This is a genomic window from Bacteroides sp. 2201st1_D9_2201SCRN_220225, from assembly GCF_040928965.1.
Lineage (GTDB): Bacteria > Bacteroidota > Bacteroidia > Bacteroidales > Bacteroidaceae > Bacteroides > Bacteroides stercoris.
Map to the genome: position 1 here is coordinate 1 of NZ_JBCODG010000017.1, position 25,546 is coordinate 25,546.

Genomic DNA, 25,546 nt, shown 5'->3' on the forward strand with positions numbered 1-25,546 from the left:
ATTTCCGGGTATAGTCTATATAATTCTACAATTAGGAAGTTCTGTACGGCTACATCCACTTGCGTGACATAATCGGCAACTCCTTTTTCTTTTACATGGGCTGCCATTTCCCGGTTTGTGATGATTTCTTTGGTTTCTTTAACCAAATAGATTATTCGTTGTAAATCCATGATTTTCTATATTAATGTTTTGCATAGAGTTTCCTCTTAGATTTAATGTAAAGTTACTTGTTTATTTAATATTTTATCACATGATGCGAATCAAAAATATCATTTGAGGAATTTTATTTTTGATTTCATTATGATTGTCGTCTTATTTTATACCCCATTTTATTATCTTGTATATATGAATGATATATATGCCCTTCAGTTATTATTTCTAGAATAAAGTGATGTGTTTATAATACTTGTTTTAGATATATGGGAGAGAAAATAGGATATGTCTAAGTATTCTTGTGGAAAAGTCACGCCTTGTTATCAGAAGGATATTGGAGAATATATTTAAAAAATATTGTCTAGGAATAAGAGTTTTACAAGAAAAGATATATGAAATACAAATACATTCTTCGATGTGCTAAATATATCTATGGTTTTTAGAATGAGAAGTTCTGTATTTTACATCCTGAAAATGCCTCTTTTGTCCCTTGGGAATTTCGAGGAACAAAAGGGACAAAAAAATGTCCCTCGAGTGTCTGGGGGACAAAATTGTTTTTTATAAAATTTTCTGTTGGGAATTGTACTGCTTTATAATACAGATTATCAGTGTGTTATATCCATTTTTAGCATAGTATTTAAAGGAATTCTATAAATATTGTTAAATTATTGGTAATCAGCTGTTTAAATATTTATCATTTGCCGATGCAAAATGTTCTTTATTTGATGTAATCTATTGGTTTATAATATTTTTGCCGTTGTGGATGTGAGTGAGAGCAACAAATTAGCAACAAATTTGTAAAAGCACATCTTTTTTGTGTTGTTCTCAGGTCTCAAAGATACGGATTTTGTTGCTCTCCGCAAAATCATTAATCAAGGTTAGTTTATTCCCGATGATGTGTGTCATAAAGTCGCCCGTTATCTCTGCAAGGAAGAAGATGACTTCACGAAAACAGGGTGTCCGTAACCGTGAACACCCTGCCTTGCTATCTGAAAGTTATTTTCATCGAATTTTCTGTATGTGCCGCCCAAATCTTTTATCGGTGTAAATTATCATTGCCGGAATCATCGGGGCACAGAAAACGCCATTCGGTGTTAGCTGACTTCTTGATGTTATTCCCATGTGCATGTATATTTATTTGATAAATTCAGAAGCAACCCACAAGTCTATTTCTTTATCCCAATCAACTTTTACTCGAATTTTATATTTGCCAAATTTAGCCTCAATCAATTTACACTCATTTGTTGGATTTAGTATAAAAACCTTTTCTGATAATATCATTTCTTCCAACCTGCTTTCGTCTTTTCTATTGCACACCTTGTTCAATTCTGCAAAATCATCTTCACTGACAGCAGAAAGACATTCTTGAACCACATAAACCTTATCTCCTACATTGGGTAGTTTCTTGCCATTTCCACAAGAAAGGAACAGCCCCATAGATATGATTAATAAAATAATAATCCTCATAATGAATATTTTTTTGCCGCCTCAATCATAGTATCGGCATAGTTATAAATATCATTGATTGAATTTAACTTGTACATCTTTTCACTTTTGTTTTCGTCAATGACAGCAAGTCTTTTTCTTGTAGGAGGGTCAAAATAAAAGCGGCAGACAGTCTTTCGCACATTATTGTCTATGGAAACACCGAAATAAGAACGTGTGTCTTTATAAGTTATCCGTTCAGCCGGGAAAATGTTTCTCAGAAGTGATTTCACGATATAGAATGCTTCCAGTTCTTCCTCTGTGGTAACAATCCCGTTATCTGGCTGTTCTTCTGTCGGTTGTTGAACCGTTGGCGTGCCTTGTTCTGTGGGCTGTTCTTCATCTTTTATGGCGGCTTTCAGCCTGTCTGATATTATATCGCTAACATAGTTGTTAATTGTCCGCTTTACAAGTGTCGTAAACTGTTCAAGCACTTTCGGTGTAAATACCCCCTCGTACACTTGTTTCCCGAAGAAACGCACAAAATCAGTGGACGGATTCGTGAACTCTTTCCCGATGACGGTTCTTAATTCCCCCATGTATTTAAGTTCGCTTGCTGAACTCAGAATCATATCAACATCAAAATACGATTTATGGAATTTCTTCAATTCTTCGATTTGCGTGTCTTTCAGGTCAAGCATATTGATTTCCAAGAACGGCTTTTCATCCATAATGTTTGGTTCTGAAAGGTCTGTGTAAAACCTGTATGTTATGCCGTTTGTCAATACGCCGAATTTTGCCTTTGAGACATTGAAGTAACGTAACAGTTGATTGTCATGCAGGTTTAGGTCTTGTTCCCAATGCTTACACTCAATAAGTATAATCGGCTCGCCGTCTTTCATTATGGCGTAATCAATTTTTTCGCCTTTCTTTGTGCCGATGTCACAACACATTTCAGGCAACACCTCCAAAGGGTTGAAGACATCATACCCCAATGCGTTTATAAAAGGCATAATCAAAGCCGTCTTTGTCGCTTCTTCTGTCGGAAGATTGGCTTTGAGGGTCTCGATTCGTTCTGAGATTTGTTTTATTGAATCTTTGAAATCCATATATCTGTTATTTAACGGTTCTTCTTATAGTGGTTGCCGTTGTTCACAGATACACACAAAAAACGTGGGCATTCCTCGTAGGTCAGAGGCATCGCCAAACGCCCGAAATCTCACAAGGAAATGCCCACGTATATGACGTGGGCATCTACCATTGCTTTTGAGATTTCTGAATATTGGCGATTTTCTGACCTCAACGGCAATAGCAAACGCTATTTATCTTTTTCAAATGTCGGTTCAAAGATAATCATAATTGCCAAAATTCCGATATAATTTCCGATTTTATTTCTTTATAAGATAATCAGATAAGCCATTTTACAAGGGATAAAATCTTTTTCCTGTAAATAATCACAAGAATGAAAAGAATGACCCAAAAGCCGTAAATCTGTGTTTTCTGCCACCAAGTAAGGTCACGGGGGACTTTCTCGATTTTCGTTTTTGTTACGGTCTTTGTCTTATAAATAACGCTGTCTTTGCGTTCAACGGGCTTTTCAAACCCTACTGGCTTTTTCTGCGGCTTAGTCTTCAAATTATGGTATAAAGTTCCGTCAGGGTTTATCCGTGCGTCAGACGTTGCGTAATCGTTTTCAAGATGCGATGTATTATCGGCTGTTTCACGTTCTGACGTTTGTGCCGGTATTTCAATAAAGACAGTATCGGGTACGTATTCAATACGGGTTTCAACCCTAATACCAACGCTGTCTTGTTGATGAACGCTTTCAGAAAGGCGGCGGCTTGAAGCACAGCCGCCTATAATGAATGTCAATAGTAAGAGCAAGGGAAGATGTTTCATTTTTCAGATTGTCTTTAAGTAGTTGATAATACCTTTGACATGAAGACAGACAATCGTTTCTTTTCCAGCTTCTGACAGAAGAAACGCCACGTCTTCTTTATTGTCTTGAAAAAGGTTCTCAGTCAGAACGGCGGGGCATTTCGTGTGTTTCAAGATATACAAATGCCCCTCCTTGTCGGGGTCTCCGTCCGTTGTGTCCTTTCTAATTTTGAAGTCTGTTTCCTCTGCCGCCTTATACAGACAGTCTGCCATTTTATCGGCGGCTGTCTGACCGACAGAAGTCCACGCTTCCCATCCACGTGCGTTCATCCATTGAGAACCGTTTCCCGCTGCATTACAATGAATAGAAACGAGAATGACGTTCTTCGTTCCTACTCTGTCACAAATGGAATTTACACGCCGACACCGTTCGGATAGGCTGATGTCGTTTTCTTCTGTGACGATACGTTCAGCGTCAAAGCCTCGTTTCTTCAACTCTGATACAACTTTTTCGGCTATTTCTCTTGCGTATTTGTACTCTCTCAAAGAGCCGTCAGGGGAACGCTTGCCCGCCGTGTCAACCCCGTGACCGTTGTCAATTAGAATTTTCATACTCGTTCTTATTTATATTCTGGTAATAGGTATTGAATATTCATCGCACATCGGTACATAATCTCTCTCGCTTCATCTTCTGATACATGAATCGGGCGTGTAAACTCACAGAAAATTGAACCGACCCAATCATGCTTGTTATCATTTAAACGCTTTACCACAGCCGCCTCGCATCCGTAACTTGATAGAATTGATTTTGCGTATTTGTCTTGAACCTGTGTGTCTATATCCGTGATATACATAAACAGGTTTTTAACCATATCAGAACTGAATTTAGCCACGTCTGCGATACGAAGATTTTGTACATGTGGCTTCATTGGCTCAACACCTTTACGCTTTACTTCATAATAGATTGATAACAGACTTTCATTTCCCAACGGGTGGGGCTGAACAATATAAACTCTGTCAGCGTCAAGTTCGTGAAGAGTGTTCCATAATTCCCCGTAAACGATAGAAGAATTATCGGCTCGGCGAATGCTTTTGATTTCTTCATCCTGTCTGAACTTCTCAATTTTTAAGTCCGTGAGCTTGTTTTTCGTGTACTGATTATAAGCAAACCATGCGGCGATGATTGTGCCTATTGCGCTGATAATAGCTGGTAAATATTCCATAAGTCTTTGATTTTTATTTGCAAATATATACAAACTGATTGCAATATAATCACTTTTAAAGTTGTTTAATTATAATCTCTTTTAATTCTGTCTATTGATTATTCTCGCTGTATAGGTCAGGGGATAACCGCCTTTGCTGCCACCTTTACTTGAATCATATATAAGCAACACCGTAAGGCTGTCACCTGCTCCCATTGCCACGCTGTCCCAGTGGTCGTTGTTCCAATGTACCAAATTGGGGTATTCAGACGTATTCCATGGGTAAGTTCCATCACTACTCTTCTTGCTATTTCTTCCGTATATATCGAAATCTTTTGAATCAAGGTCTGAGATAACGGTAAATTCCACACAAAACTTTGTGCTTGTGCCTATCCCAAGTGCATCTCTGACCTCTGAGAGTTTTGGCAGAGTTATTCCTGAATTATCCACGCTGCTATAAATTACCCATCGGTTATTGTCTTTAAGATTGGAATAACCGTTATAAATTGTATTAGCGGAAGAAAGCGTAAACTTGCTGTACTTGTAGCCTTCTATCCATCCGTTCAGAGTACCGTTGCCATCGCCTAAAAAAGCATGGTTATACGTTCCGTTTTTGGCAGAAAGCAACATTGCGACATTCCGTCCCAAACCCCACCAATCGGACGTGTCTTCATTCTCAAATCTTGCTACGGCTCTCAACCCTGATGATGTCGGCAGTACGTTTCCTCCGATACCCGCAAAACATTTATGTGCGTCATTACGGAATATCACATACGCATCATTGTTAAACGGGGTGTTGGTAAGCCCGTTTCCACTGACGCTGAACCCGGCTATTTTTGAATTTCCGGTAACAGTCAAATTTTCTGCAATAAGTTCGGTCACTTTAACCAATTTGGCAAGCAAAGCCGCCGTAACTATAAGTTCTGCGTTAATCAATGTTGTGTTGATTTTGCCTCCTACAATAATGGTTTCATTCGCGGCGGCTTTCTCTGCCAAATCAGCGAAATTCGCGTAACCCAAATCCTGTGCAATGGCGTTCTTTGCGCTCTCAACGGCGGCGTTGGCGGTGTTAAGAACTGAATCGGAATATCCTTTCAGCGTGTCTTGAATAGCTTTATTGGCGGCTTCTACGGCTGTGTTAAAGTCTGCATACGCACTGTTGAAAGTGGCGTATTTACTGTCAACATTGTTCTTTTCGGTTACGGTGGTTTTACCATCGGCGATAGCGGAATTGATTGCGCTGATAAGGTTCTCAATACTGCCCATAAGCGTAACCTTGGCATTCAGAAGCCCGGTTTTTGCCGTTCCCGTAAGATAGGCGTTTGTGTACAGTTTGTTATACGCAGCTTCCACGGCGGCTTTCGTGTTGTTCACTGTGTTGATGTACTTCTCAATCGCTTTCGCTTCCGCTTCCGTAATAATGCCGTCAGCGAACGCACCGTCCACATAGTCGTTTAAATTTCCAACGGCGGTATTGGCGTTCTTTGCGCTCTCAACGGCGGCGTTGGCGGTGTTCTGAGCCTGAGTTATCAAACCGTTCACGGCTTCCCATTCATCAAGTTCATATAAGCCCGATGAACCTGATTTGAACTTTATTTGCCCGGATATGATACCTTTCAATAAATCAAAATAAGTGTTCCCGTCTGTGGAAACAATCTTGTCTGTCGTGATACGTCCCGGAAGGATTTCTGTAAAACCGTACAGAGTGACAAAACTTCGTTCTTCATTGTATTCAGAGTTCAGGACACCGACAAGAAGATGATAGAAGCCTGAAACACCCTCTAATTTGATTGCATTTTCAGACAGGGTGAAAACACCTGTTTGTGCCGTCTTTGAGACTTTTGCATACAAATAATACTTCTTCTTACCGTCATCAAGCACTGCGCTTGTGTAGGCTGTCATATCCCAAAATTTATATTCCGAAACCTTGTGCGATGCACTGACCGTATTGATACCGAGGGTCATGTGTTGTATGATACCCGCTGCCGCTGTCAGTTGTTTCGTCTCATTGTCATAGACAATTCTGTGCGTAACCGGGACGGGGTTTGTCTTTGAGTTCACAAAACGGAATTGAAGACTTTCATCGCCTACAAGCATTGACATCGTTTGAACGGCAATCGGGTTGATTGAGTTCGTGAAATTGTCGAGCAATGCTTCTTCCAACATGCTGATTGTTTCCTTTGCGTCCCTGAACCGTCTTTTTGTGAATTGAATAGCGTCACGGTGTAGGTCATCAACGATGACTTCCTCACTTTTCAGGTCATTCAATGTTGATGAAACACTGCCGCTTACCGTTGTGTTTGAAAGTTCAATCACGGGGCTATGTGGTTTGTTGATATAATCTTTTATACCCGTTATACGCACGAGAACGCCATCTTTCTGAAACTGTTCGTCAGAGAAACGGATATATCCTCCGAGTTTGATGCGCCCCCCGATGTTTACCCAATCTTTTTTCGACCATATCCCGTCAAGTTCCCCCGTGAATGTGAATTTCAGGTCTTCATTATCAAACAAGCATTTTACAGCCGCCCGGAACATATCCCATGATGCGCCTGTTTTCGTGGCATTATCACAAATGTAAGCTGTGGGAAGCATACATTTGAATACGGCATACTTATCGCCCGATTTAGGGGCGAATGTGGTATTTGGCATAGTTTGCCCGTCTATGTCTGCGGGAACAATCTCAAAACGACGTGCCGCCTTTCCTTTAACGGCATTATGGTAATATTTAACCTCAAACTCCCGTCCGGCAAGCATACCCGTCTGAAAAACAACGGTCATAGTTTCCCCCTCTATCAAGCATTCTTCATAATTCAGTGAAGATGGGATTGACGTGTCAACAATGTCATAAAAGTTGTTTTTCTCATCAACAACTACAACCGTGTTGACCGTACCGACACGTTTCGGGTAAATCTCAGAACAGTCAAGACTATCTTCGGCGAGTGATGACAGTTGTTTGTCATCACGGCGTATTGAAAGCCCTGCTTCATCAACGACATAACGGCGGGCGTTCTTGGCTATGAAGCCGTCTTCATCTTCAAAATGTTCGCCGTCATAAGCGAGTGTTTGGTTCTTGGGAAGAAGAAGCTCGGAAGAACCGTATTTTGACGGGTCTATATTGTCCGTACCGCCTTGAACGAACAAAATTTCCGTTGGCGGGTTGTCTCCCGTATTTGAACGTCCGACACCCGGCTTGAACCCGTTGCCACATCCATAAGACAGCGGGAGGGGGTTACTTTTGTTGTATTCAATCTTACGTAATGACACACGTTTTCCCGTAAACTCGTATTCTGTCTTGAACGTTGAAGCCATGCGGGTTAGAGCGTCAATACAAAAATCATGGTCATAGGCAATCAGGGTTTCAACACCGTCAATACATTCGCCAACCGTCCATCCTTTGTCACGGCGGTTCATATTGTCAACAAACATTTGAAGATGTTCATGCGGCTTTGCAGTCAACGAAAATTTCAAACGTCCGTCAACCGGGTTTCTGAATTTCCAAACTTTTGCGTTTGCTTCGGGCGGGTCAAAAAGCACCGTGTATTCAAACAGTCTTTTATGTTTCATCTTGAAATTCTCCGGGCGTTTGAGCGTGAACGTTTCGCCTTGAAACTCACAGTAAGAGCCTACTGGGATTTCAACGTGTTCGGGGAGTGAATAGTACAACGTTAAACTATGGTCTCCCATGACAGCCCTATTGCGATAACTGTTATCATCAACCTCGATTTCAAGAACCTTGTTTCCTGCATTATTGTAAATTATCATACTACTAAACTTTGAGTTATTTTTTCCGAATTTCCCCGTGGTTAAACTTTCTTTTTAAAATGGTATGATTATATTGTAATCACTTTTAAGCGTTCTACGGGGCTAAAAAAAGGCTTTTTCAAGAATAACCATTCTTCCCGTCACATTTTATGTTTGAATAACGTGACGGGAAGCGGTTTTTACAAGTTACAGAATACCGTATTCAAGGCAGTCTGCATCCACTTGCGCTTTCAGGGTAGCACGTTCGGATAGATAGGCTTTGTATGCCTCAATCTTTGCCTTGGCTTCCTCGCTTGATTTCGCCCCTCCAATCATACCGAGGTTCGCTGCGTTGAACTCATTCACAAGTTTTTGTTCCCGGTTGTTGTCCCACTTCTCCGTGATAACTGTTTCAGTTATCTTGTTTGAAGAAAGCGGAGCCCACACGGTAGCTTCTTCACATTTCCATTGTTCCTGAACCGGGGCTTCATCGTCAGAAGCGAGTTCGCTTGGTTCAACGGTGGCGGGTTTTTCAACTTTCTGAATGTTGAAGCGGTAAACGTAACTTCCGTTTCCGACTGCCTCCAATTTGGCAGGCTGATTGTCATAAAATGCTATCATAATAACACGGTTTAATGATTGTTTTTAATAAATGTTTACTATCACTATGTTTTGCCCAACCGAGCCACGGGGCAACAGCTTGTTTATAAGCCTTTGCGTCAAGCAATGGGGTACGTCGGTTTAGCCGTGAAACGGTATGGCAGAAATTCTTCTTTATACTCTTTCTGATAAGTTTTTGATTACGGTAGAACTTGTAACCGACATAATCAAGCGCACGCCCGTGTTTGTCATAACGGTTGGCTGCTATTGGGAATATCTGATAGTTTCCTTTGATTTTCAGTTTTAGTTCATCTTCAATCATTTTTCTTATCTCTTTGAACGCTTCCCGCAGTTGTTCTTTTGATGAAGAGAAAAACGTGATGTCATCAGCGTATTCGGCTGCGTCAAGTTTCAATACTTCGTTCACACGGTGCATGAAATAGCACAAGAACAGGTTGGCGAGATATTGTGAAAGATAGTTCCCGATAGGAAGCCCCTCTGCGCTGTCAATAATTTCATCAAGAAGCCACAGTAGGTCTTTGTCTTTTATCTTCCGGCGTACAATTTTTTTTAAGACTTCATGGTTAATGGAGGGATAATATTTGGTTATATCAATTTTAAGACAGTATAATGGCTTGCCTTTGTACTTCTCAATGATTTTATCTATATGCCGGGCACACCCCTCTATTCCACGTCCCTTGACACATGAAAAAGTATTGTGCGTGAAAGTCCTGACCCAAATCGGTTCAAGAACATTCATGACGGCATGATGTACTATTCTGTCAGGATAGTACGGAAGACGGAAAATAAGCCTCTCCTTGGGTTCAAAAATCGTGAAGACATCATAAGGGGAGGTTTTGAACGTCTTTGTCAGCAATGCTTCATGAAGAGCAAGAATATTTGCTTCACGATTTTTGTCGTGAACTTTAACTCCGTATGTGTTTGTTTTGCCTTTGCGTGCTTTTTCGTCAGCTTCACGCAAATTTTCCACGGAGATTACTTTATTGTATAAATTACCTATTCTTTTCATCTTTTTGCTTTGCTTTTCTTATTCAGAGTCTTCGGTAGCCCATACAACAGGCGTTCCTACCAACACTTTTAGGAGGTTTGCTTGAAATCTTTTGCCAAGTGGCAAGGCTGTCATTCTTTTATATTGTTTCATATTGTCAAAACCAATTTTAAAGCATAGGTGAGAACCGATATTCGCATTCGTATTCGAGGGGGTGTTATTCGAATTCGCATAAGCGAGACCTGCATTCGCACTGTTATTCGCGTTACCGCTGAACAGGACACCACAAGAATGACCCACCTTTTTATTTTGTTATTTCATTGTTTTCTTATTCAAAATAATATCTGTTACCGTTACCCCTCAAAGTAACTTTTCGGGGAAACTTATTCATTTCTTTGATTTTCTTCAAAACATAAAGAATGTCGGATGAACCAGTGAAAAATTTCTTGGCATCTGATTCCAAACTGTCTTTTGATGGCTTGATTTTTACAAGCGTCTGACCTTTTACTCCTTTAGCCTTGCTGAATCTTGTCGGAACTTCTTCAATGAAATCAACCCCCCAAAACGTGGTGTTTACGAGTTTTGATTGTGTCGTTTCATCACAATTGAAACTCCTGCTGTTTTCATCTCTCGGGATATTCAGGAAAGCGAGGCTTCCGTCATCTTCTTTTGGTATGTTGTTCATTTCTTCAATCATCGTTTTATACTGTTATTATTTGAACCCTGCCCCACAAAGAGGCAGGGAAAAGGTTATCACTCAAAGCGTGTTACGCTGACGTGGGTATAAAGCAAAGGCGAGAACCGATATTCGCACTCGCATTCGAGGGGGCGTTATTCGAATACGCACAAGCGAGACCCGCATACGCACTGCTACTCGCGCTACCGCCGAACAGGACACCACGGAGAGCCACCGAAGCAGGGATGTTTGTATAGTGATAGTCACAGAAATATGTGGTAGAACCGCCGCCTACGAGAGCAGGAATGATTTCGCCGCTTTCTCCAAAAATAATTTCTTTAACATATCCCTCGGCACGGGCTTCATTCCCAACATGACTATATCCGTTATAGTTACTGTCATTGAATTTTGAGGGGTCAGAGCAAACAAAGACTTCTGACAAGCCGTTCGAGCCGGGATTAATGCGTACGTTGATGCCATCAGGCCACTGCCAAATATGCCCAAACGGGTTTTCGATACCACGATAACGGCACACTTTGACTTTCTTTGAAGAAGCGTCATATTCAGTGGGCATGGTATATTCTTTTTCGCCTGTTCCGTTTCCGAGTTCATCCGTATAGCCACAAGGGATAAAAGGATAATAACCGTTAAACGTGTTCCATTTGCCGCTGTCAAGTGTTGTAACCCCGTCTCCGAGACCGCCTTGACGATAGCCCTCAGCCGTCAATTGGGTGTTGAAAGCCTCCTGAGAGTTGAGCGTTGCGTATTCAACAACAAAGAGCCAATAGAGCATCTTTTGAACGTCATACGTCATACAGTTCCACTTAGTGCTGCCCGCTTTTCTGTTTCGGGCATACGTTCTGAAATTCGTGCGGCTGATTTGTGTAGCTGGTCTTCCGAGAACCGTTTTTGAGAGTGTGTCCCAGTCAGCCTGATTTGCACCGCCTCGGTAGTCAGCCGTTGTATTGACCACAGAAGATAGCTTGTTCGTACTTCTCTGAACAGTAGCTTCGTATGCCGATACGTACATCAAAGGAACATAACGATAGCCGGGAAGAGGAAAGAGAGAGAATTTGACCCGCTCAATATTTGCGCTTGTTTCAAAACGGCAATAGAAGTCCCCAAACTCGACCATGACTTGTCCCCGTGAACCGTCTCTGACATGCCCCGTCCAATCACGTGGATTGAGATATTCAACCACGTTGCCGTCATCGTCAAGAAGACAGCCCCTCATACGGTTATGTACGGGAAGGGACTTGTGAAGAGCAGTATTGCCAATTCGGGTTACTAAACGTGATGAAACGGTCTTGTCTCGCTCAATGCCGTACATACACTGCTCTTCCATATAAGGCAACATAGTTGCGAGAGCTGCTTTTTTGCTTTCTCCGTCTTCTAAGACCTCACACAAAAGATTGAATGGGTTATTCCCAGAAACATTGGGTAAGTCACTCAATCGTTTTCCGTTTGTGAACGCTTCAATGATTTCCCTTACTTTGTTTTCTTCATCTGTTGATAGTGCCATAATTTAAAAGTTTTATTTGTTGAAAAATTATTTTAATTGAACCTGAATTTGCCATTTGCGGTTAGGCGCAAAGTTGATTTCGTGCAAAGCCTGACAGACTGCGGAACGACTTCAATATCAATGGTTCGATAAATGCTTGTGTTTTCTGTCGGAATGACGTGTATTTTGCTTATGCCGACACTGTTCACGGTCAGAAAACCGTCAGGGGCAACGGAAACCGCTTTGTCATCGCCCAAGAAAAGGACATTGTTACCCGTTCCCGCCGGGGATAGGGTAGCTATTACTCTCAGAATGTCTTTGTTTCCTTTTGTTATTTTTTTAGGAAACTCTAATTCCATTCCCGTTGGCTGTTTACGGTCTTTAGCCGTGATTGTCTGCTCCAATTCTTCCAAACGGGCGAGGGCGGCGTTCATTTCAGCCACACTTTCCGTTGCTTCTGCCGCCGCTTCTCCTGCGGCTGACGCTTGTTGTTGAGCGTTTGTGGCAGCGGTATTGGCTTGCGTTATTGCGGCATTCACACGCCCAGCCGCCGTATCTGCCGCCACAGCTTTTTCGTTTGCCAATGCAGCCGCATCGTTGGCTTTTTTTGCGGCTTCTGTGGCTTTTGTGCCCCGTGCGAGGCATTTCCACCAAGCGGTTTCAGTGACGGCGTGTCCCTTGTTATTGTCTTGTAACGACAAATAGGAACTGTCTTCCGTGTCAACAAAGTCAAACCGCTTGTAAGTTTTTCCGGCGTTATAAGAACCTGCGTCCGTAAACGCCACTTTTCCTAAAGGTATCTTTGTCATATTCGTGTAACTTTAAGTTATCCAACATTCAAATAAAGTTCTCCCGTCTGTTCATCAAACTTGATAAGTTTGTCGCTTACTTCATCTTCAAATTCCATGTATAGAATCATGTCATCATCGTCTATGCTGAATGTCGGGTACAGCACGCCGCCTTTTGCGAGCACACCTGTATCGACATACTTTTTCTGAGCTTCATCCCATTTCCACCAATTTCCATTGTCTCCCATTTTGGGCGGGTTGTCAGCCTGTTCCTTTGCCCGGTCAGCTTGCGTGTCAGCGTTTCCCGCCGCCGTGTTTGCTTTCGTAGCCGCACTGTTTGCAGAGGAAGCGGCACTGTTGGCTGAGTTGGTGGCGGTCACGGCGGCTTCCTTTATCTCTTCTAAATCTTCACGGGCTTTGTCCGCATTGGAAGCGGCGGTATTTGCCTTTGTTGCCGCATTGTTTGCGTTGGTTGTGGCGGTATTTGCTGCTGCGGTTGCCTTGTCAGCGTTTCCCGCCGCCGTGTTTGCTTTCGTAGCCGCATTGTTTGCAGAGGAAGCGGCACTGTTGGCTGAACCCGCTGCGGTGTTCGCACTATTGGCGGCTGTCTCAGCTTTTTTCGTTGCGGCTACAGCATTTTCATAGGCGGTCTGAATGTGTTCCAGACTGACCTTGACGCTCGTTTGAACCCCGTTTATCAGCTTAACGCCGATTGTGTATAATCCTTTCAGATTGTCGGAAAGGGTTAATTCGCTGATTTTAATTCTTTTCAATCCCATAATGTCATATTCTTTTTCGTAAGTCAATCGCAAACTCCCCGTCTTCTGTCACAACCAAATCCCGTGTTTCCGTGGCAAGCACAAATTCATCGTCTTCAAGCCTGAATGAAATGAAGCATACGGTAACGGTAAATTTGAGCCATATTTTATCAGAGGCGTAAAACTCGGACACGGAACAGCTTTTATAATGGCAGGGGTATTCATATCCCGTTTCATCAGAGTATAACAGCCGTTGTTCAGGACGCACAAGGTCATACAACAGAGCGTTATAGTTGCGCCACAGTTCAGTCAGTGAGGCGGCTTTCATAAGGCAGTTTATCTTTACGTCCTTTGCCTTATAGGTCACTTTTTCCCCGTCATACAAAGCCCCGTTCAATTTGTTGATATTGCGCAGGAGGCTGGTCTTGACATTCGGCGATTTCTCTATTTCATTAAGCGTTCCCTCCAACACATGAACCCCATAAACTGAGAACGGCTTCCCGTCAAGTTCATAATAATCAGAACCGGGAACAGTGCTTTCAGGTTCTTTGTAGGTGTACCCGTCCAAAGGGAAATCATCGGCAAGCTTTATCGTGATGAAACCGAGATGCGTTGCCAAATCCGTGTTAGGGTTTGACACAAGACGAAGACGGTAAGTACGTCCTATCTCCCTGAAATCAAACGTATGATAGGCTTTGTCTGACAATCGTTCTATGAAGCCTCCCCAACGGTAATCCATGCCTGAGAGAACAATTTTTAAGGAAAATTCCTTCGTGTTCAAGGTAGGTTCTGACAAGTCAGGTTCTATGCCGTCTTCTTCCTGCCAGTCGTTGCTTGTGACCGCTTTCAGAGGCGGGAACGCCACAAGTTCGTTGTAGCCCCCCTCCTGAACATAGATGCCGTACTCTGTGAACGCATCCTTACCGTCTATGTAAAATCGTCCTGACATCATAATATTACCGCATTTCCTGACACGTTACGAATTTGTTGGCAACCCGTTGCCCCCTTGACGGAAACAACCGCCCAGCCCGAGGCGTTGATGAACGCTTTAGCCCCGTGAAGAAGAAAAATTTCATGGCGTTCAAGCGTGTCACAGTTTATCGTTGCGCTTGTATGCCCAATAAGAACCGCTTTTTCCGGGTTTCTCAGCGTGATTATACCCGCATCAATGTAAACGCCGTACTTTTCGGGGTTGAACGGCTTGAACAGCCTGAAAGTCGCTATATTCGGGAAACGGTGTTTGATACAGAACTCCATACCTTGTGGGCTTGTGAACAGCCGTATAAGGCTCTGTAAATCTTCCGTGCCTTTGAACATATCACACATACGGTATTTCTCTGCCATATTTGGCAGGGAACGGCTATCGCACTCCTGCCGGGCTTGCTCTTTGGCAACCCTCCATTGGGCGTAAACTTGTCTAATAATGTCTTCCATACTTATATCATTTTTATGCCTTTCAAGGCGAAATCGTTAACTGTATCTTTTGTCTCTTTGACTGAGCTTTCAATGCGTTCAATGCGTCCTGCCATGTTTTCGGTGTGTTTCTCAATGTTCAATACTGACTGTAAAATCATGTTCACGACAGAAAGAATGATTTTCGTGTTCTCAGCGATTGAATACGTGTGCCCCTGAATGGCTGTCGCACGTCCGTTCAATTCATCAACACTTTCTTGCGAAGCTGTGGCGATTCCTTTCTGAGAGGCTTCACGGGTTGCGTCTGCTGTTACCTCAAACATTGATTTGACGTTCTCAGGCAGGTTTTCCCATATCTTGGCGAAATCTGTTCCGACAGCGTTCAAGTCAGAAGCGAAACCACTCATGGATTGGATAACAGCGTCAAGACCGACAAACTGACCGTCCTTGAACCATTTAGCCTTATACTTGTCGAATATCTCTCCAAGAGGTTCTTCAAGAAACTTGGAAACCAACATTCTTTTCATCACGTCAGCCACGATGTCTTTGACCTTATCGCCCCATGCCTCGGCGTAATCTTCGCCAGCCTGAAACGCTTCAAAAAAAGCATCTCCGAGTTCTTTGGCAATATCGGAACTTGAACCGCCGATGATGTCCTCAACCATGTCATTGATGATGGCGACAGCCTGTGCGCCGAGTTCTTCAATTTTTCTGTTCCATTCATCAATCTTACCGTGGTCTGTTTTTTTCTTGTCTTCTTCATTCCTGATTTGTTCTTGAATAAGAAGTTGCTGCTGGGCGAGGTTTTTAAGCTGTTCTTGGGCGTTGCTGTATTTCTCACCCCCGAGAGCCTTGTCAGCCGTGTAAGCGATATTTGCATACGCCGTGGCGAGTTTTTCTGCGGTCTTTTGAAGCAGTGCTGCGTTGTTTGAAACGTTGCTGAACAGAAGTCGCCAAGCCCCTGCTACGTCATTGACAGCGATTTTATTTCTCAGGAGTTCTTTGTAAGTCTCAGATAAAGCCCGTTTCACACGTTCAACCGCTTTTCCGCTATTTTCTTGTAACCGCACAATATCTGCGTTGTCAAGTTCCCATTGGAGTTGGTCTATTCTATCCTGCAGGGCTTCAATTTCTTCTTGCTTCTTGTCATCATTGTTGAACAGGTTCACAATCTGCATGGCTATTGACATGGCAGCCGATATGATAGTCAGGATGACAGAAGCCTTTTCAACCGTTTGAATGGCTGTTGCTGCCGCTGTCGCTGTTCCCTGAATACCGGTGGCAGACATATTCACAAGCTGAACAATACCGTTTATCATTGACAGAGAAGCGGTCATGATGCTGCCAGCCGTTGAAATGATTTCGCCTGCCACGCCGCCGACCGTGTCGCCAATGCTCTCAAACTCCCGTTCACATTCTTGAAGCGTCTTGTACAAGTCCTCCCATTCTTTGATTGAGCGTTTGCCGGGATTTATATCATTTTTAGCCTGTGCTTTCTCAACATTCTTTTTGGCTGTTGCGACTTTGGCACGGGCAACAGCGATTTTATCAGAAGACCCGCCGTTCTTTTCAAGTTCGGCAAGTTCCTTTTCTGCCTCCGCTAATACATTCTTCAACTGTTTAAGGGTTAGTTCCGCTATTTCATCGCACCATGCCTGATACGTTTCTTCACGTTGTGCGAACTGTTCGTCTATGCCTTTATAGGCTTCCTGTTCAGCACGGTTCAGTTCGTCCACGTTTCCTTGTGTGACACCCTTACGGAGCTTCTTGTTGCCGTCTTTATCTGTTTCATAGAGGCTTTCACGTTTTTTCTCGTATTCCTCTGTTATTTTTAGACGTTGCTGTTCATAAGTCAGAATGTCTTTCATCATATCGTCAAGGGCTTGTTTGTTACCTTTGACTTGAATCTGCCTTGCAACTTCGGCATAAGACTTTAACATCGCTTGCTGCTCGGAAGAAAGGTCAGCGGTTGTCAGGTTCAAGGAAGCCCGGTATTCAAGCTGTTGTTCCTTTGTCGCTTTCGGGTTTTGATTGAGCCATTCAAGCACTTTTTTGTCTTTCAGGTCTTCAATCATTTTCTGCGCCCGTTTATCGTTCTCGGCGATAAGGCGGTCATAGTTCAACTGCACCTGCGCAACGGTCTTTTCATAACCATCTTCAAGTTCGTTGATTTGAGCCTGACGGATGTCTATCTCGGCTTGTGAAACTGCTTCTGAAACCTTTGCTGAATACTCCTTGATTTTAGCCGTGCGTTGGGCTGTTTCATCGGCGATTTTTTGCTGTTCTTTAGCGAGTCTCTTTTCCTCGTTCTTTTCCTGCGTTGTCTTCTGGCTTGTACCCGCTTGTTCAAACAGTTTTTGAAAGTCAGATGAAACAGAGGTCATTTTCTCGGAATACTTGTTTATACGAGCATCTATTTCGTTCAGAACAGGGTCATTGGCGATTGTCTGTTTGAACGCTTCACGGGCTTTTCTCGCACCTGCCTCGGTGTAAACCCATGCTCCGTTGCGGTCAACGTATTCATAGCCTCCTTGTGTCGTGTGTGAATATCCCGGCACTTTGCTTCCCGCCTGAATCTTATCCATTTGGTCTTCAAGAGCCATTTGGCGTTCAACCCTCTTTGCGTAGGCTTCGTCAAGACGGGATTGCCATGCGGCGGCTTCCGCACGTTTCTGAAATGCTTTCATCATCAAGGAAGTGTTCTTGACAAAGATGTTTTCAGCATCATTGACGCTGTTGACGGCAATTCCCAATTCTTTGAACTTCGTCTGACTTTCTTTTATCCACTCACGCTTTTCATGGGCTGACTTGCATTTCTTGTATTCGTCTTGAAGACGTTTATACGTTGAAATGGCTTTGCCCGCTGATTCGCTAACCTGTTTGTTGAACGCTTCGGCTTCCTCACGTTCCTTTTTCAGAGCGTCAGCGGCTTCGTCCGTTGATTTTCTGAAAGCAAGGAAAGCTGTCACGGCGGCTGCAAGAACAGACAGAACCAAACCAAGCGGATTTGCTTTTACAGCCATGTTGAAAAGCAACATAGCGTCTTTGGCTGAACGTATAGAGGTTGTTAGAGACAGAAAAGCACTAACAGTTCCCCAAATGTTCATCAATTTATGTGCGGCTGCGACAGCGATAACGGCGGCTTTATATGCCCCGTATGTAGCGATGATTGTCAAAAGGATGTTACCGACTGTTTCCCAGTTCTCAATCAGGGTTGAGACAAGACCAAGAGAGGTGTTTATTACCCCCTCCTGTGACTGACCTATGGCATCGAACATTGTGTCGATTGCGTCCTCAATGTTTGAAATCTGCCCTGTGATTGTTTTTGACTTAGCTTCCATAAGACCGCCGAACTTACTGCCCTCGTTGGTCAGGTTCTCAATGGCTTTCTGAACTTCGGGGAATCCGACTTTTCCGTCTTCTACAAGTTGTTTGACCTGATTTTCAGCTACGCCGAACTGTTTTGCGAGTTCTTCCATAAGAGGAATACCACGCCCCAAGAATTGGTTCAGGTCTTGTGTGTACAAACGTCCCTGAACCATTGTCGTTCCGTACAGATAGGCAAGGTCGTTGATAGGGATTGAAAGCCCGGCGGCGATGTCCCCGAGGCGTATCAAAGTGCTGTTCACGTCATTTGCAGCGACACCGTAGGCAAGAAGCTGTTTTGCGGCTTGACCGATGTCTTTCAGACCGAACGGAGTTGTGGCGGCTGTCTTGACAAGCTGAGTCATCAAAACATCTGCCTGACCCGCAGAGCCGAGCATGGTTTTGAAAGCGATTTCAAGCTGTTGGAATTCTCCACGGACAGTCGCAACGTGCGTGATGAAATCTTTTATCTGAGACACGGCAAACACTCCGGCGACAGTCCTGCCGATTCTTTTGAATGAATCGTCAATCCTTGCGCCTTCGTCAACCGCTGTCTGCCCTATGCCTTGGAGCAAACGCCGTGATTCGGCTACGCCTACCCTTAACTGGGAGTTGTCAAGCCCGACACCGTAATTCAGTCTTCCTTTATCGTTGTTCATTGTTTCTGCCTTTAATCACAGGTTTCAAAAAATTTCCTTACTTCTTCTTTGTTTCTTGGGTCATCTGCCTTGATAACTTTTTGTCCTTCATCCTTTTTCCCGTCATTTTTCTTTTTATCGTATGTCGGGAGAATAGCCCCGTACATTATCATGTTCGTATAGCTGATATTGTACAAAACATAGTCAAAGGTCAGATTGTAGCCTTTTGCAAAACCGCCTACGACAGCCCAAATGCTGTCATTTAGTTCTCCACTTTCCTCGGATGAAGAAGATTGAGTTCTACAAGGAAAGTGGTAAGCCCGAAAAAATCGGCTATCTGCATTCTTGATAAGATTTGGCTTACAATCAAGTTCAGTTCCCTCGGGGAGACATCTTCAAGAAGCTCTTTTGCGAGTTCCGCTTTCTTGTCAATGGTAATTTCAACTTCAACCGTGTATGGTCGGCGAATAAGCCCGCACAGATACCGTTTTTCTTTGATTTGCGGAACTTTTTTCTTTTCTGTGATGTTCTTTGCACCAAGAATGAGAATAGCCGCTATATCGCCGAGAATACGGCAGTCTTTCGCTACGGATAATGTTTCTTCAACGACCTTCTCCGTGTCAAGCGCAATATGTGGAAGTTGTGAAATCGCTTCTGAAACAAGTATGAGGGTTGCCGTGCTTGCGGAGGCAACCTGATATGACTTTTCTCCTACCTTGACTTCAAAAGGTTGTTCAAGGATGGTTTCAGCAACCGTTTGTTCTATTGTCTTATTCATATCTGACGAATTTCTAAGTTATGATTAGAGACGGGGGTCGGAATCGAACCGACATGCAACCGGGAAAGGCGTTCAGGCTTCACGGTGGATAAACCAGTGTATCAACCCCGCTGAAAATTCTTACTCACTCCCTTTTGTGTAAGGCTTCACGGTTTTGCCCGTCTTGGGTTTCAGGCAACGTGCAACGTAATGAAGCATTTTACCTTCTTCCGTTGAATAACTTTCATCACAGCGAACCACGGCACGGTCAATCTGTGCGCCCTCGCATTCTTCATCTTCAGGAGTGATGCGGAAAGCGTGTTCTCCCGCAATCAATCCGTCATTGTCTTCAAACGGGCGTTGCATGCCTTTTTTGACAAACAAGTCAAATTCAAGCGTATAGGTGTTCTTGCCATAACGGACATCAACAAGTTCGCCGCCCTCTTCCGTGGCGGTCTTCTCTGTTCCCGCTGTGGGGGTAATCTTTGTTGTGTTTTCTTTAGGAGTGTCAATGGCTTTCCATTGTGCTGCCGCATCGGGAGCCCCGTTTACGGACGGTGTGGTTTCTAATCCACACTTACCCCATGATAAAACTGCCATAACTTATTCGTTTTTAATGTTCTACAATTTATTTGATATTTAGAGACGCATCATCGCTGCCGAAGAACTCGTAATGAAGTTTCACAACGATGAAATGCTGATTGATGTCAGGTTCAGCCTCCGTGTAAATGGTTTGTTGAAGCCTGAATTTATAACAGGACTTATCGGCGGTCAGGCTGTTGACCCAATCATTGGCGAGACGCTCAATTTCTTCTGTCCGTTGACCATCTTCAACGAGAACCCCGTTTCCGTACAAGTCAGTATCGGGTACATAGATATTCACGGTAACGACACCTGTCTGAACTTCGTCAGGCAAGCCCGTTGTGAAGATTACCACCGCATCTTCTCTGTTACTGTCACGTGGGCGGTAACCGCTTCTGTAAACCTCGCCTGAAATCATTCCCGAAAGAACGCTGTCTTGCAGTAGTCGGTACACATCCCCTTGAATCTGTTTTGAAGTCTTAGCCATATAAATTCTGTTTAATGAAATCCGAGTTGCTTCAACATTTGCGGTACAAGACGCTCGGCAAGAAGTTCTGAACTGTCAAGAACGTCAAGCCCTTTTGCGGACACATAAGAAGCGTAGTTCATACCAGCCACGACAATAAGGCAAATCCCCTGCGGGAATTTTCTTGCGAGGCTTTTCACATACGCTGCCCCATTTGAAGAACCGTCCTTGCCTTGTTTCACGGTTTGGAAGCTGGATGAATGGATTATTCGCCCGTCAACCGTGATAACGTAGCCGATTGAACTTCTTAGGTTGCCCGTGCGGTCTTTGTAAGAATTGGTTGAACGTGCCCTGTTCAAGACTGTCTCCCCGATATACATCAGGTTTCGGATAAGAACTTGTTTCAGCCTTTCAAGCTGCTGTTCCGTGTATCTGTCAATCTCCGACATCGGTGTTAGTTGTGTGATAGGCATATTCTTCTCAGTTATTTTTTGCGAAATCGGCGCATGTGGCGTTTACTTTTCTTATTGGTATGTTTGACCGGGTTGAAAAAGAAAAGCCGACATACAGCCGCACATCGCTTTAGACCAAAATTCTTACTTCGCACACGGCTTCAAGCGGTTCTGCCTGAATGATTGAAAACGTGCCAATCTCTTTCCCTGACAAGTCTTTCAAGCGTAGCTGTTCCGATGGAACGGGCTGTTCTTCAATCAGGATTTCATAGGAAGCCACCGTGAAGTGTTCCCCCTTGATAATTCCGAGTTGGTTGAACTTCTTCGCCTTGAATTGACATGGAACAGGTTCGCCCCATGCCACGGAAGACGGTTTGACGGGATAACCCGTTTCAGGGTCAATCCCGCCCGCTGTCTTTGTCTTGAATTCGATTGTTCCGTTTTGAATAATCATAGCCGAGAACCTTTATATCCGTAAATAGGTTTGTTTGCGCTGCCGCTGTCATCGTCAAAGTCTTTGTACAAGGCTTTGGCGTGATTGCGGAGTTGCGTTCTTTGTTCGTCCGTGAATGAATAGGACTGACCGCCCTGAGACACGTCAGGGGCGAAAGACAGCCACAGAAAGATGTCAGCGGCGGCAAGGTTGTATGCCTTTCCTTTCAGGATTTCCGCTGTCGTTTCCGTGTCAAGGTTCAGCCCCCGTTTCTCCGCTGTTTCAACGAGCGTGCGGAGAGGAATGGGGTACGAGTTCAGCCCTTTCAATGCTTCGATAACTTTTGCCATAGGTCAACCGTCTTTAATCCCAATCTTGTGCGTCCGTTCTCACGTAGATGTTACGGTAAGCCGTATCAAATACGGGAATAGCGTCAGCCTGACCGATTGTAACCTCGCTCTTAGGCTCAATCGTACCGTACTTCTTCACGACTGTATGGGCACGTACGGCTCTCAGAATTGTTTCTTCATTTTCTTGAAGAATGTCATACTGCGTGGAACCGAGTATTTCACTTTCTGACAAAATCATACGGCTGTTCTCAAACGGGTTGCCAGAAGTCTGTGAACCGTCTGAAAATTCACGGGTGATGGTTTGGTCGATAACACGCAGTTGAATACCGTTCAACCATGCTTGTTTTGCGAGCATGGTATTTACAGCAGCCAAATCAGGTGTTTGAGAGATACCGAGAGCGTTGGCGGCGAAAGAAGCGCACTGTTTAATGATTTGCTCCGCAGAACAGATTTTGTACAGTTCATCCAAGTTGATGAAAGCGAACTTTAAGTTCAGGTTATGCTCCTTACCCAACTTCACGAATTTAGCAAGGTCGCCGATAATGTCAGCAGTTGACTTGCTGTTCCAATTAACGGATGATTTGGTTTTCATCTCATCATCCACGTCATAGTCAAGGTCAAATTCATTGGCATAGGTTGCGTTCGTGGTGGTTGTGAATTTAAGCACGCCAGCGTTTGAAGCGAGTTTCCATGCAATGTATTCTTCCTCAGACTGAACGCCGTTGAAACAGAAGTCAACATCATTGCCCCAATATTCAACAAGTTTGGTCGCATCTTCATCCTGAGCGAAAGCCAAAGCCGTTTGATAATCTTTGATTTCAGAACGTGAAAGTTCACGGCTGATAGAGATAAACGGAATATCTCCACGTGCGCTCTCGAATATCGGGCGGCGTTTACGCATGATAGTTCCGTTATCGGTATGCAGGTCGGCGGCGACATTCTTCTTTTCAAGCTGGTTCGTTAAGGTTTTCCAGTTGAATCCGTTGACTTTCTTAACGGGGAAGTGCTTTCCGAAAAGGAAGCCCGAAGCGTCAGCCGAGTTCAGACGGGCTTGAACCATTTGTTCGGTCAAACCCTGAATCATTGTATTTACAATAGTTCCCATAAATTACTTACGATTAATAGTTTATGATACCTTTGAGGTGTTTCATCACGCATTCAGGAAGCGGGTTGCCCTTTGTCACGCCAATAAGCCAAGCGTCCGTGTCAAGATTTGAGTTTTGCACGATGGGCTTGCCTGTTCCGACAAGTGAAAGCGGGGTGTATTTCAGTTTTGAGGTTTTCTCTTCCGATTCCGATGCAGCTTCAATGATAAAGCCGCCTTTCTCAATCTTCACGCCGAGAGTGGTTCCGACCTTGATTGTGTCGTGGGTTTTCTCTGTGGTTGTGATTGCCGTGATAGCGTAAGCCTTGCCGCCCTCATCAGCCATGACGAAATCGCCTACTTTGAAATTGTGACCTTTATTTACTTTGATGTCAGTTTCGGTATTTGTCGCTTCTGCCGACAGAACGGCAATCTTCACAACGTGGCAAATGCCGTTGTCGGGTGCGCTCAGAACTGCGCCCTCATTCAGAAAATCGCCGCCAAGTTCAGAAACCTTGACCGAAACACCGCCGCGAATATCCGCTGTTTTGTGCATGAAGACACGAGGTGTGCGTGTGTCTTTCCTGCGTGTTACTGTCATTCCCATTTTTTTGAATGATTTTGAGTGTTAAACATTAGAACGGCTGACCGTCAGCGGGCTTGTTGTCACGGTGTGATATAGCCTCTATTTGCTCTTTTGTCAGTTCGTTCCCTTGACTTGATGAACCGCCGTTCTGTGCGGCAGGTCTTCCGAAAACAGCCCCTTTTGCCCGTGTGTCATTGACAATGCCGTCCACTTCGGTAGTGATTTCGCCGACAAGCGTGTTGAACTGTTCATCGGTCAGACCGTCAACAGGTGTGCGCTCGTAAGCCTTGCGTAGATTTTCAGGCAGTTTTTCAATGATTGTGGAAAGTTGTTGCTTGCGGGTTGCAGTTGTACGGTCACCATCCATTTTGTTCAAACGCTCGGTTATCGTCTTGTTGCTTTCGATAAGAGCCTGTGCCCAAGCCGGAACTTGCTCGACCCCTGCGGATTGTGTCTGAACGGTTTGCGTTCCTCCTTGCTGACCGCCCTGAGAGCCGCCACCGTTATCAATCTTTTGCCCGTCTTTCAGACCGTATTTGGTTTCATAGGTTTGTACGGCTGTCTGTTGGGCTTCTGTCGCACGGCTGTCGCCGTAGCTTTCAATGATTTCGATGAACTCTTTTGTCACCCCTGCAATAGCAGTTGTTACTTGTTCATCTGTGGTTACAGTCTTGGCGAGTTTATCGGCAATCCTGTTCAATACATTTGCGTTGACCCCCGGGAATTTGGCTTTCAACGCCTCTAAAATCTTTTGTTTCATAATGAATGCTTTGTTTAACTGAAAAGTTTACGCAACAAAGGTATGCTTTATTTCTTAAAGTGATTACAATATACTCATAAAAATAATGCTTTTTTCTTGTTTGTCTCAGTTTTTATGCTATAAAATATGCTTTTAAGCTATTTTGAGGCTGTTTTTGAGATAATGGAGTTAAATACTACGGAAGTGGAGTTAAGTGGGGTTAAAAATAATCTGTCCAGTTAATTTTTATCCGAAAAAGTTGATTATTCCCAAAATACTTAACTTATATTTGCAACGTGATTAAGATGTAATCACTTTTAAACCTCAAAAAAACAGAAATATGAAGACAGTGAGTTTAGCATACAGCACAAGAGAAATCAACCGTAATTTCAGAATTAAGGTTTCAGGCGTTGACGGCGAGGGAAACAAGGTTCACAAGCTGGTTGGCGTTTCAGGGGCTATCGCTCTTATCGGTGTTGAAATGTTCAATAAACTTTTGAAGCGGGCTTTCAGCAGCGTTGAAGACAAATGCGTATGCAAACTCAGAAGAGGTATCAAATTTTCATTCTATATCAAATAATCGGGAGGACAGAATTATGATAGCAAGATTTCACTACAACATTCCGAGACATCACGGGAAATACGGAACAGCCGTTTCAGTTTTCAATAACAGAGAGGAAATGCGCAACTGCGAACAGCCGGTTGCATATTATAAAACTTATAAGCATCAGACCCCTGACGAAGAACGGGTTTGCGATGGCGACCGCCAAATTGAGGACTTAAAAGCAAAAGTTTTGAAGAATTTCCCAAACGTTGAATTTATAAATCTTTGAACCATGAAAGAAATCATTGAAGCAGCTTATATGTCAGGCTTTGAACCAAGTTCGGAAGACTTGACAGAAACCGCCTTGTATGAGGAAGCAAAGGCGTATTTAGAAAAATCAAT

Annotated in this window: 25 protein-coding genes and 1 tRNA gene; 1 reads left to right on the forward strand and 25 read right to left on the reverse strand. The window is 43.7% G+C overall.

Annotated features, from left to right (window positions below; genetic code table 11):
• Positions 1-1,287 precede the first annotated feature (1,287 nt).
• From AB5903_RS07335 to AB5903_RS07455, 25 genes are all read right to left on the reverse strand, one after another.
• A complete protein-coding gene (locus AB5903_RS07335) occupies positions 1,288-1,620 on the reverse strand; it encodes a hypothetical protein (RefSeq protein ID WP_120177949.1) in 333 nt (110 codons plus the stop codon).
• Positions 1,617-2,687: a type I restriction endonuclease gene (locus AB5903_RS07340; protein ID WP_217291351.1), complete on the reverse strand. Its 1,071-nt coding sequence runs from the start codon at positions 2,685-2,687 to the stop codon at positions 1,617-1,619. The genes AB5903_RS07335 and AB5903_RS07340 overlap by 4 nt, the downstream gene beginning before the upstream one ends.
• A gap of 298 nt (positions 2,688-2,985) precedes the next feature.
• A complete protein-coding gene (locus tag AB5903_RS07345) occupies positions 2,986-3,477 on the reverse strand; it encodes a hypothetical protein (RefSeq protein ID WP_217291350.1) in 492 nt (163 codons plus the stop codon).
• Positions 3,478-3,480: 3 nt separating this feature from the next.
• Positions 3,481-4,068 (reverse strand): N-acetylmuramoyl-L-alanine amidase, encoded by a 588-nt coding sequence (locus tag AB5903_RS07350; RefSeq protein ID WP_217291349.1) that lies wholly within the window; start codon positions 4,066-4,068, stop codon positions 3,481-3,483.
• 8 nt (positions 4,069-4,076) lie between these two features.
• Entirely contained in the window at positions 4,077-4,679 is a 603-nt protein-coding gene (locus AB5903_RS07355; protein ID WP_368117725.1) for a hypothetical protein, read from the reverse strand.
• 81 nt (positions 4,680-4,760) lie between these two features.
• On the reverse strand, positions 4,761-8,423 hold the full coding sequence (locus tag AB5903_RS07360; protein WP_368117726.1) for a hypothetical protein: 3,663 nt from the start codon (positions 8,421-8,423) through the stop codon (positions 4,761-4,763).
• 186 nt (positions 8,424-8,609) lie between these two features.
• Positions 8,610-9,023 (reverse strand): hypothetical protein, encoded by a 414-nt coding sequence (locus AB5903_RS07365; RefSeq protein ID WP_027200023.1) that lies wholly within the window; start codon positions 9,021-9,023, stop codon positions 8,610-8,612.
• Positions 9,007-10,032, reverse strand: a complete 1,026-nt coding sequence (locus AB5903_RS07370; protein ID WP_027200022.1) for an RNA-directed DNA polymerase — start codon at positions 10,030-10,032, stop codon at positions 9,007-9,009. The genes AB5903_RS07365 and AB5903_RS07370 overlap by 17 nt, the downstream gene beginning before the upstream one ends.
• A 307-nt stretch (positions 10,033-10,339) precedes the next feature.
• Positions 10,340-10,708, reverse strand: coding sequence for a hypothetical protein (locus AB5903_RS07375; RefSeq protein ID WP_368117727.1), 369 nt, complete (start codon positions 10,706-10,708; stop codon positions 10,340-10,342).
• 70 nt (positions 10,709-10,778) lie between these two features.
• Complete coding sequence (locus tag AB5903_RS07380; RefSeq protein WP_368117728.1) at positions 10,779-12,209, reverse strand: hypothetical protein; 1,431 nt, start codon at positions 12,207-12,209, stop codon at positions 10,779-10,781.
• A 32-nt stretch (positions 12,210-12,241) separates the two neighbouring features.
• On the reverse strand, positions 12,242-12,997 hold the full coding sequence (locus tag AB5903_RS07385; protein WP_027200020.1) for a hypothetical protein: 756 nt from the start codon (positions 12,995-12,997) through the stop codon (positions 12,242-12,244).
• Positions 12,998-13,014: 17 nt separating this feature from the next.
• A complete protein-coding gene (locus AB5903_RS07390; protein WP_027200019.1) occupies positions 13,015-13,755 on the reverse strand; it encodes a hypothetical protein in 741 nt (246 codons plus the stop codon).
• 4 nt (positions 13,756-13,759) lie between these two features.
• Positions 13,760-14,686 carry a hypothetical protein gene (locus AB5903_RS07395; protein ID WP_084569182.1) on the reverse strand — a complete coding sequence of 309 codons (927 nt, stop codon included), beginning with the start codon at positions 14,684-14,686 and terminating at the stop codon, positions 13,760-13,762.
• The gene (locus AB5903_RS07400) at positions 14,683-15,168 is read right to left on the reverse strand and encodes a hypothetical protein (RefSeq protein ID WP_027200017.1); all 486 of its coding nucleotides are present in this window, start codon (positions 15,166-15,168) and stop codon (positions 14,683-14,685) included. The genes AB5903_RS07395 and AB5903_RS07400 overlap by 4 nt, the downstream gene beginning before the upstream one ends.
• Positions 15,169-15,170: 2 nt before the next feature.
• A complete protein-coding gene (locus tag AB5903_RS07405) occupies positions 15,171-19,172 on the reverse strand; it encodes a tape measure protein (RefSeq protein ID WP_368117729.1) in 4,002 nt (1,333 codons plus the stop codon).
• A gap of 241 nt (positions 19,173-19,413) precedes the next feature.
• On the reverse strand, positions 19,414-19,929 hold the full coding sequence (locus tag AB5903_RS07410) for a hypothetical protein (RefSeq protein ID WP_217291448.1): 516 nt from the start codon (positions 19,927-19,929) through the stop codon (positions 19,414-19,416).
• A 28-nt stretch (positions 19,930-19,957) separates the two neighbouring features.
• A tRNA-OTHER gene (locus AB5903_RS07415) sits at positions 19,958-20,040 on the reverse strand.
• A 9-nt stretch (positions 20,041-20,049) separates the two neighbouring features.
• The gene (locus AB5903_RS07420) at positions 20,050-20,508 is read right to left on the reverse strand and encodes a hypothetical protein (protein WP_368117730.1); all 459 of its coding nucleotides are present in this window, start codon (positions 20,506-20,508) and stop codon (positions 20,050-20,052) included.
• A gap of 28 nt (positions 20,509-20,536) precedes the next feature.
• A complete protein-coding gene (locus AB5903_RS07425; RefSeq protein WP_368117731.1) occupies positions 20,537-20,977 on the reverse strand; it encodes a hypothetical protein in 441 nt (146 codons plus the stop codon).
• Between the two features lie 11 nt (positions 20,978-20,988).
• Positions 20,989-21,429: a hypothetical protein gene (locus AB5903_RS07430; RefSeq protein ID WP_176350436.1), complete on the reverse strand. Its 441-nt coding sequence runs from the start codon at positions 21,427-21,429 to the stop codon at positions 20,989-20,991.
• 109 nt (positions 21,430-21,538) lie between these two features.
• Positions 21,539-21,862: a hypothetical protein gene (locus AB5903_RS07435; protein ID WP_007565002.1), complete on the reverse strand. Its 324-nt coding sequence runs from the start codon at positions 21,860-21,862 to the stop codon at positions 21,539-21,541.
• The gene (locus AB5903_RS07440) at positions 21,859-22,191 is read right to left on the reverse strand and encodes a hypothetical protein (RefSeq protein ID WP_170106418.1); all 333 of its coding nucleotides are present in this window, start codon (positions 22,189-22,191) and stop codon (positions 21,859-21,861) included. The genes AB5903_RS07435 and AB5903_RS07440 overlap by 4 nt, the downstream gene beginning before the upstream one ends.
• Positions 22,192-22,204: 13 nt before the next feature.
• On the reverse strand, positions 22,205-23,296 hold the full coding sequence (locus AB5903_RS07445) for a hypothetical protein (RefSeq protein ID WP_368117732.1): 1,092 nt from the start codon (positions 23,294-23,296) through the stop codon (positions 22,205-22,207).
• Between the two features lie 13 nt (positions 23,297-23,309).
• Complete coding sequence (locus AB5903_RS07450) at positions 23,310-23,882, reverse strand: hypothetical protein (protein ID WP_368117733.1); 573 nt, start codon at positions 23,880-23,882, stop codon at positions 23,310-23,312.
• Positions 23,883-23,910: 28 nt separating this feature from the next.
• Positions 23,911-24,621, reverse strand: a complete 711-nt coding sequence (locus tag AB5903_RS07455) for a hypothetical protein (protein ID WP_007565009.1) — start codon at positions 24,619-24,621, stop codon at positions 23,911-23,913.
• 319 nt (positions 24,622-24,940) lie between these two features.
• Here AB5903_RS07455 and AB5903_RS07460 point away from each other — a divergent pair, with 319 nt between their 5' ends.
• Entirely contained in the window at positions 24,941-25,180 is a 240-nt protein-coding gene (locus AB5903_RS07460) for a hypothetical protein (RefSeq protein WP_007565010.1), read from the forward strand.
• The last annotated feature ends 366 nt before the right edge of the window (positions 25,181-25,546 follow it).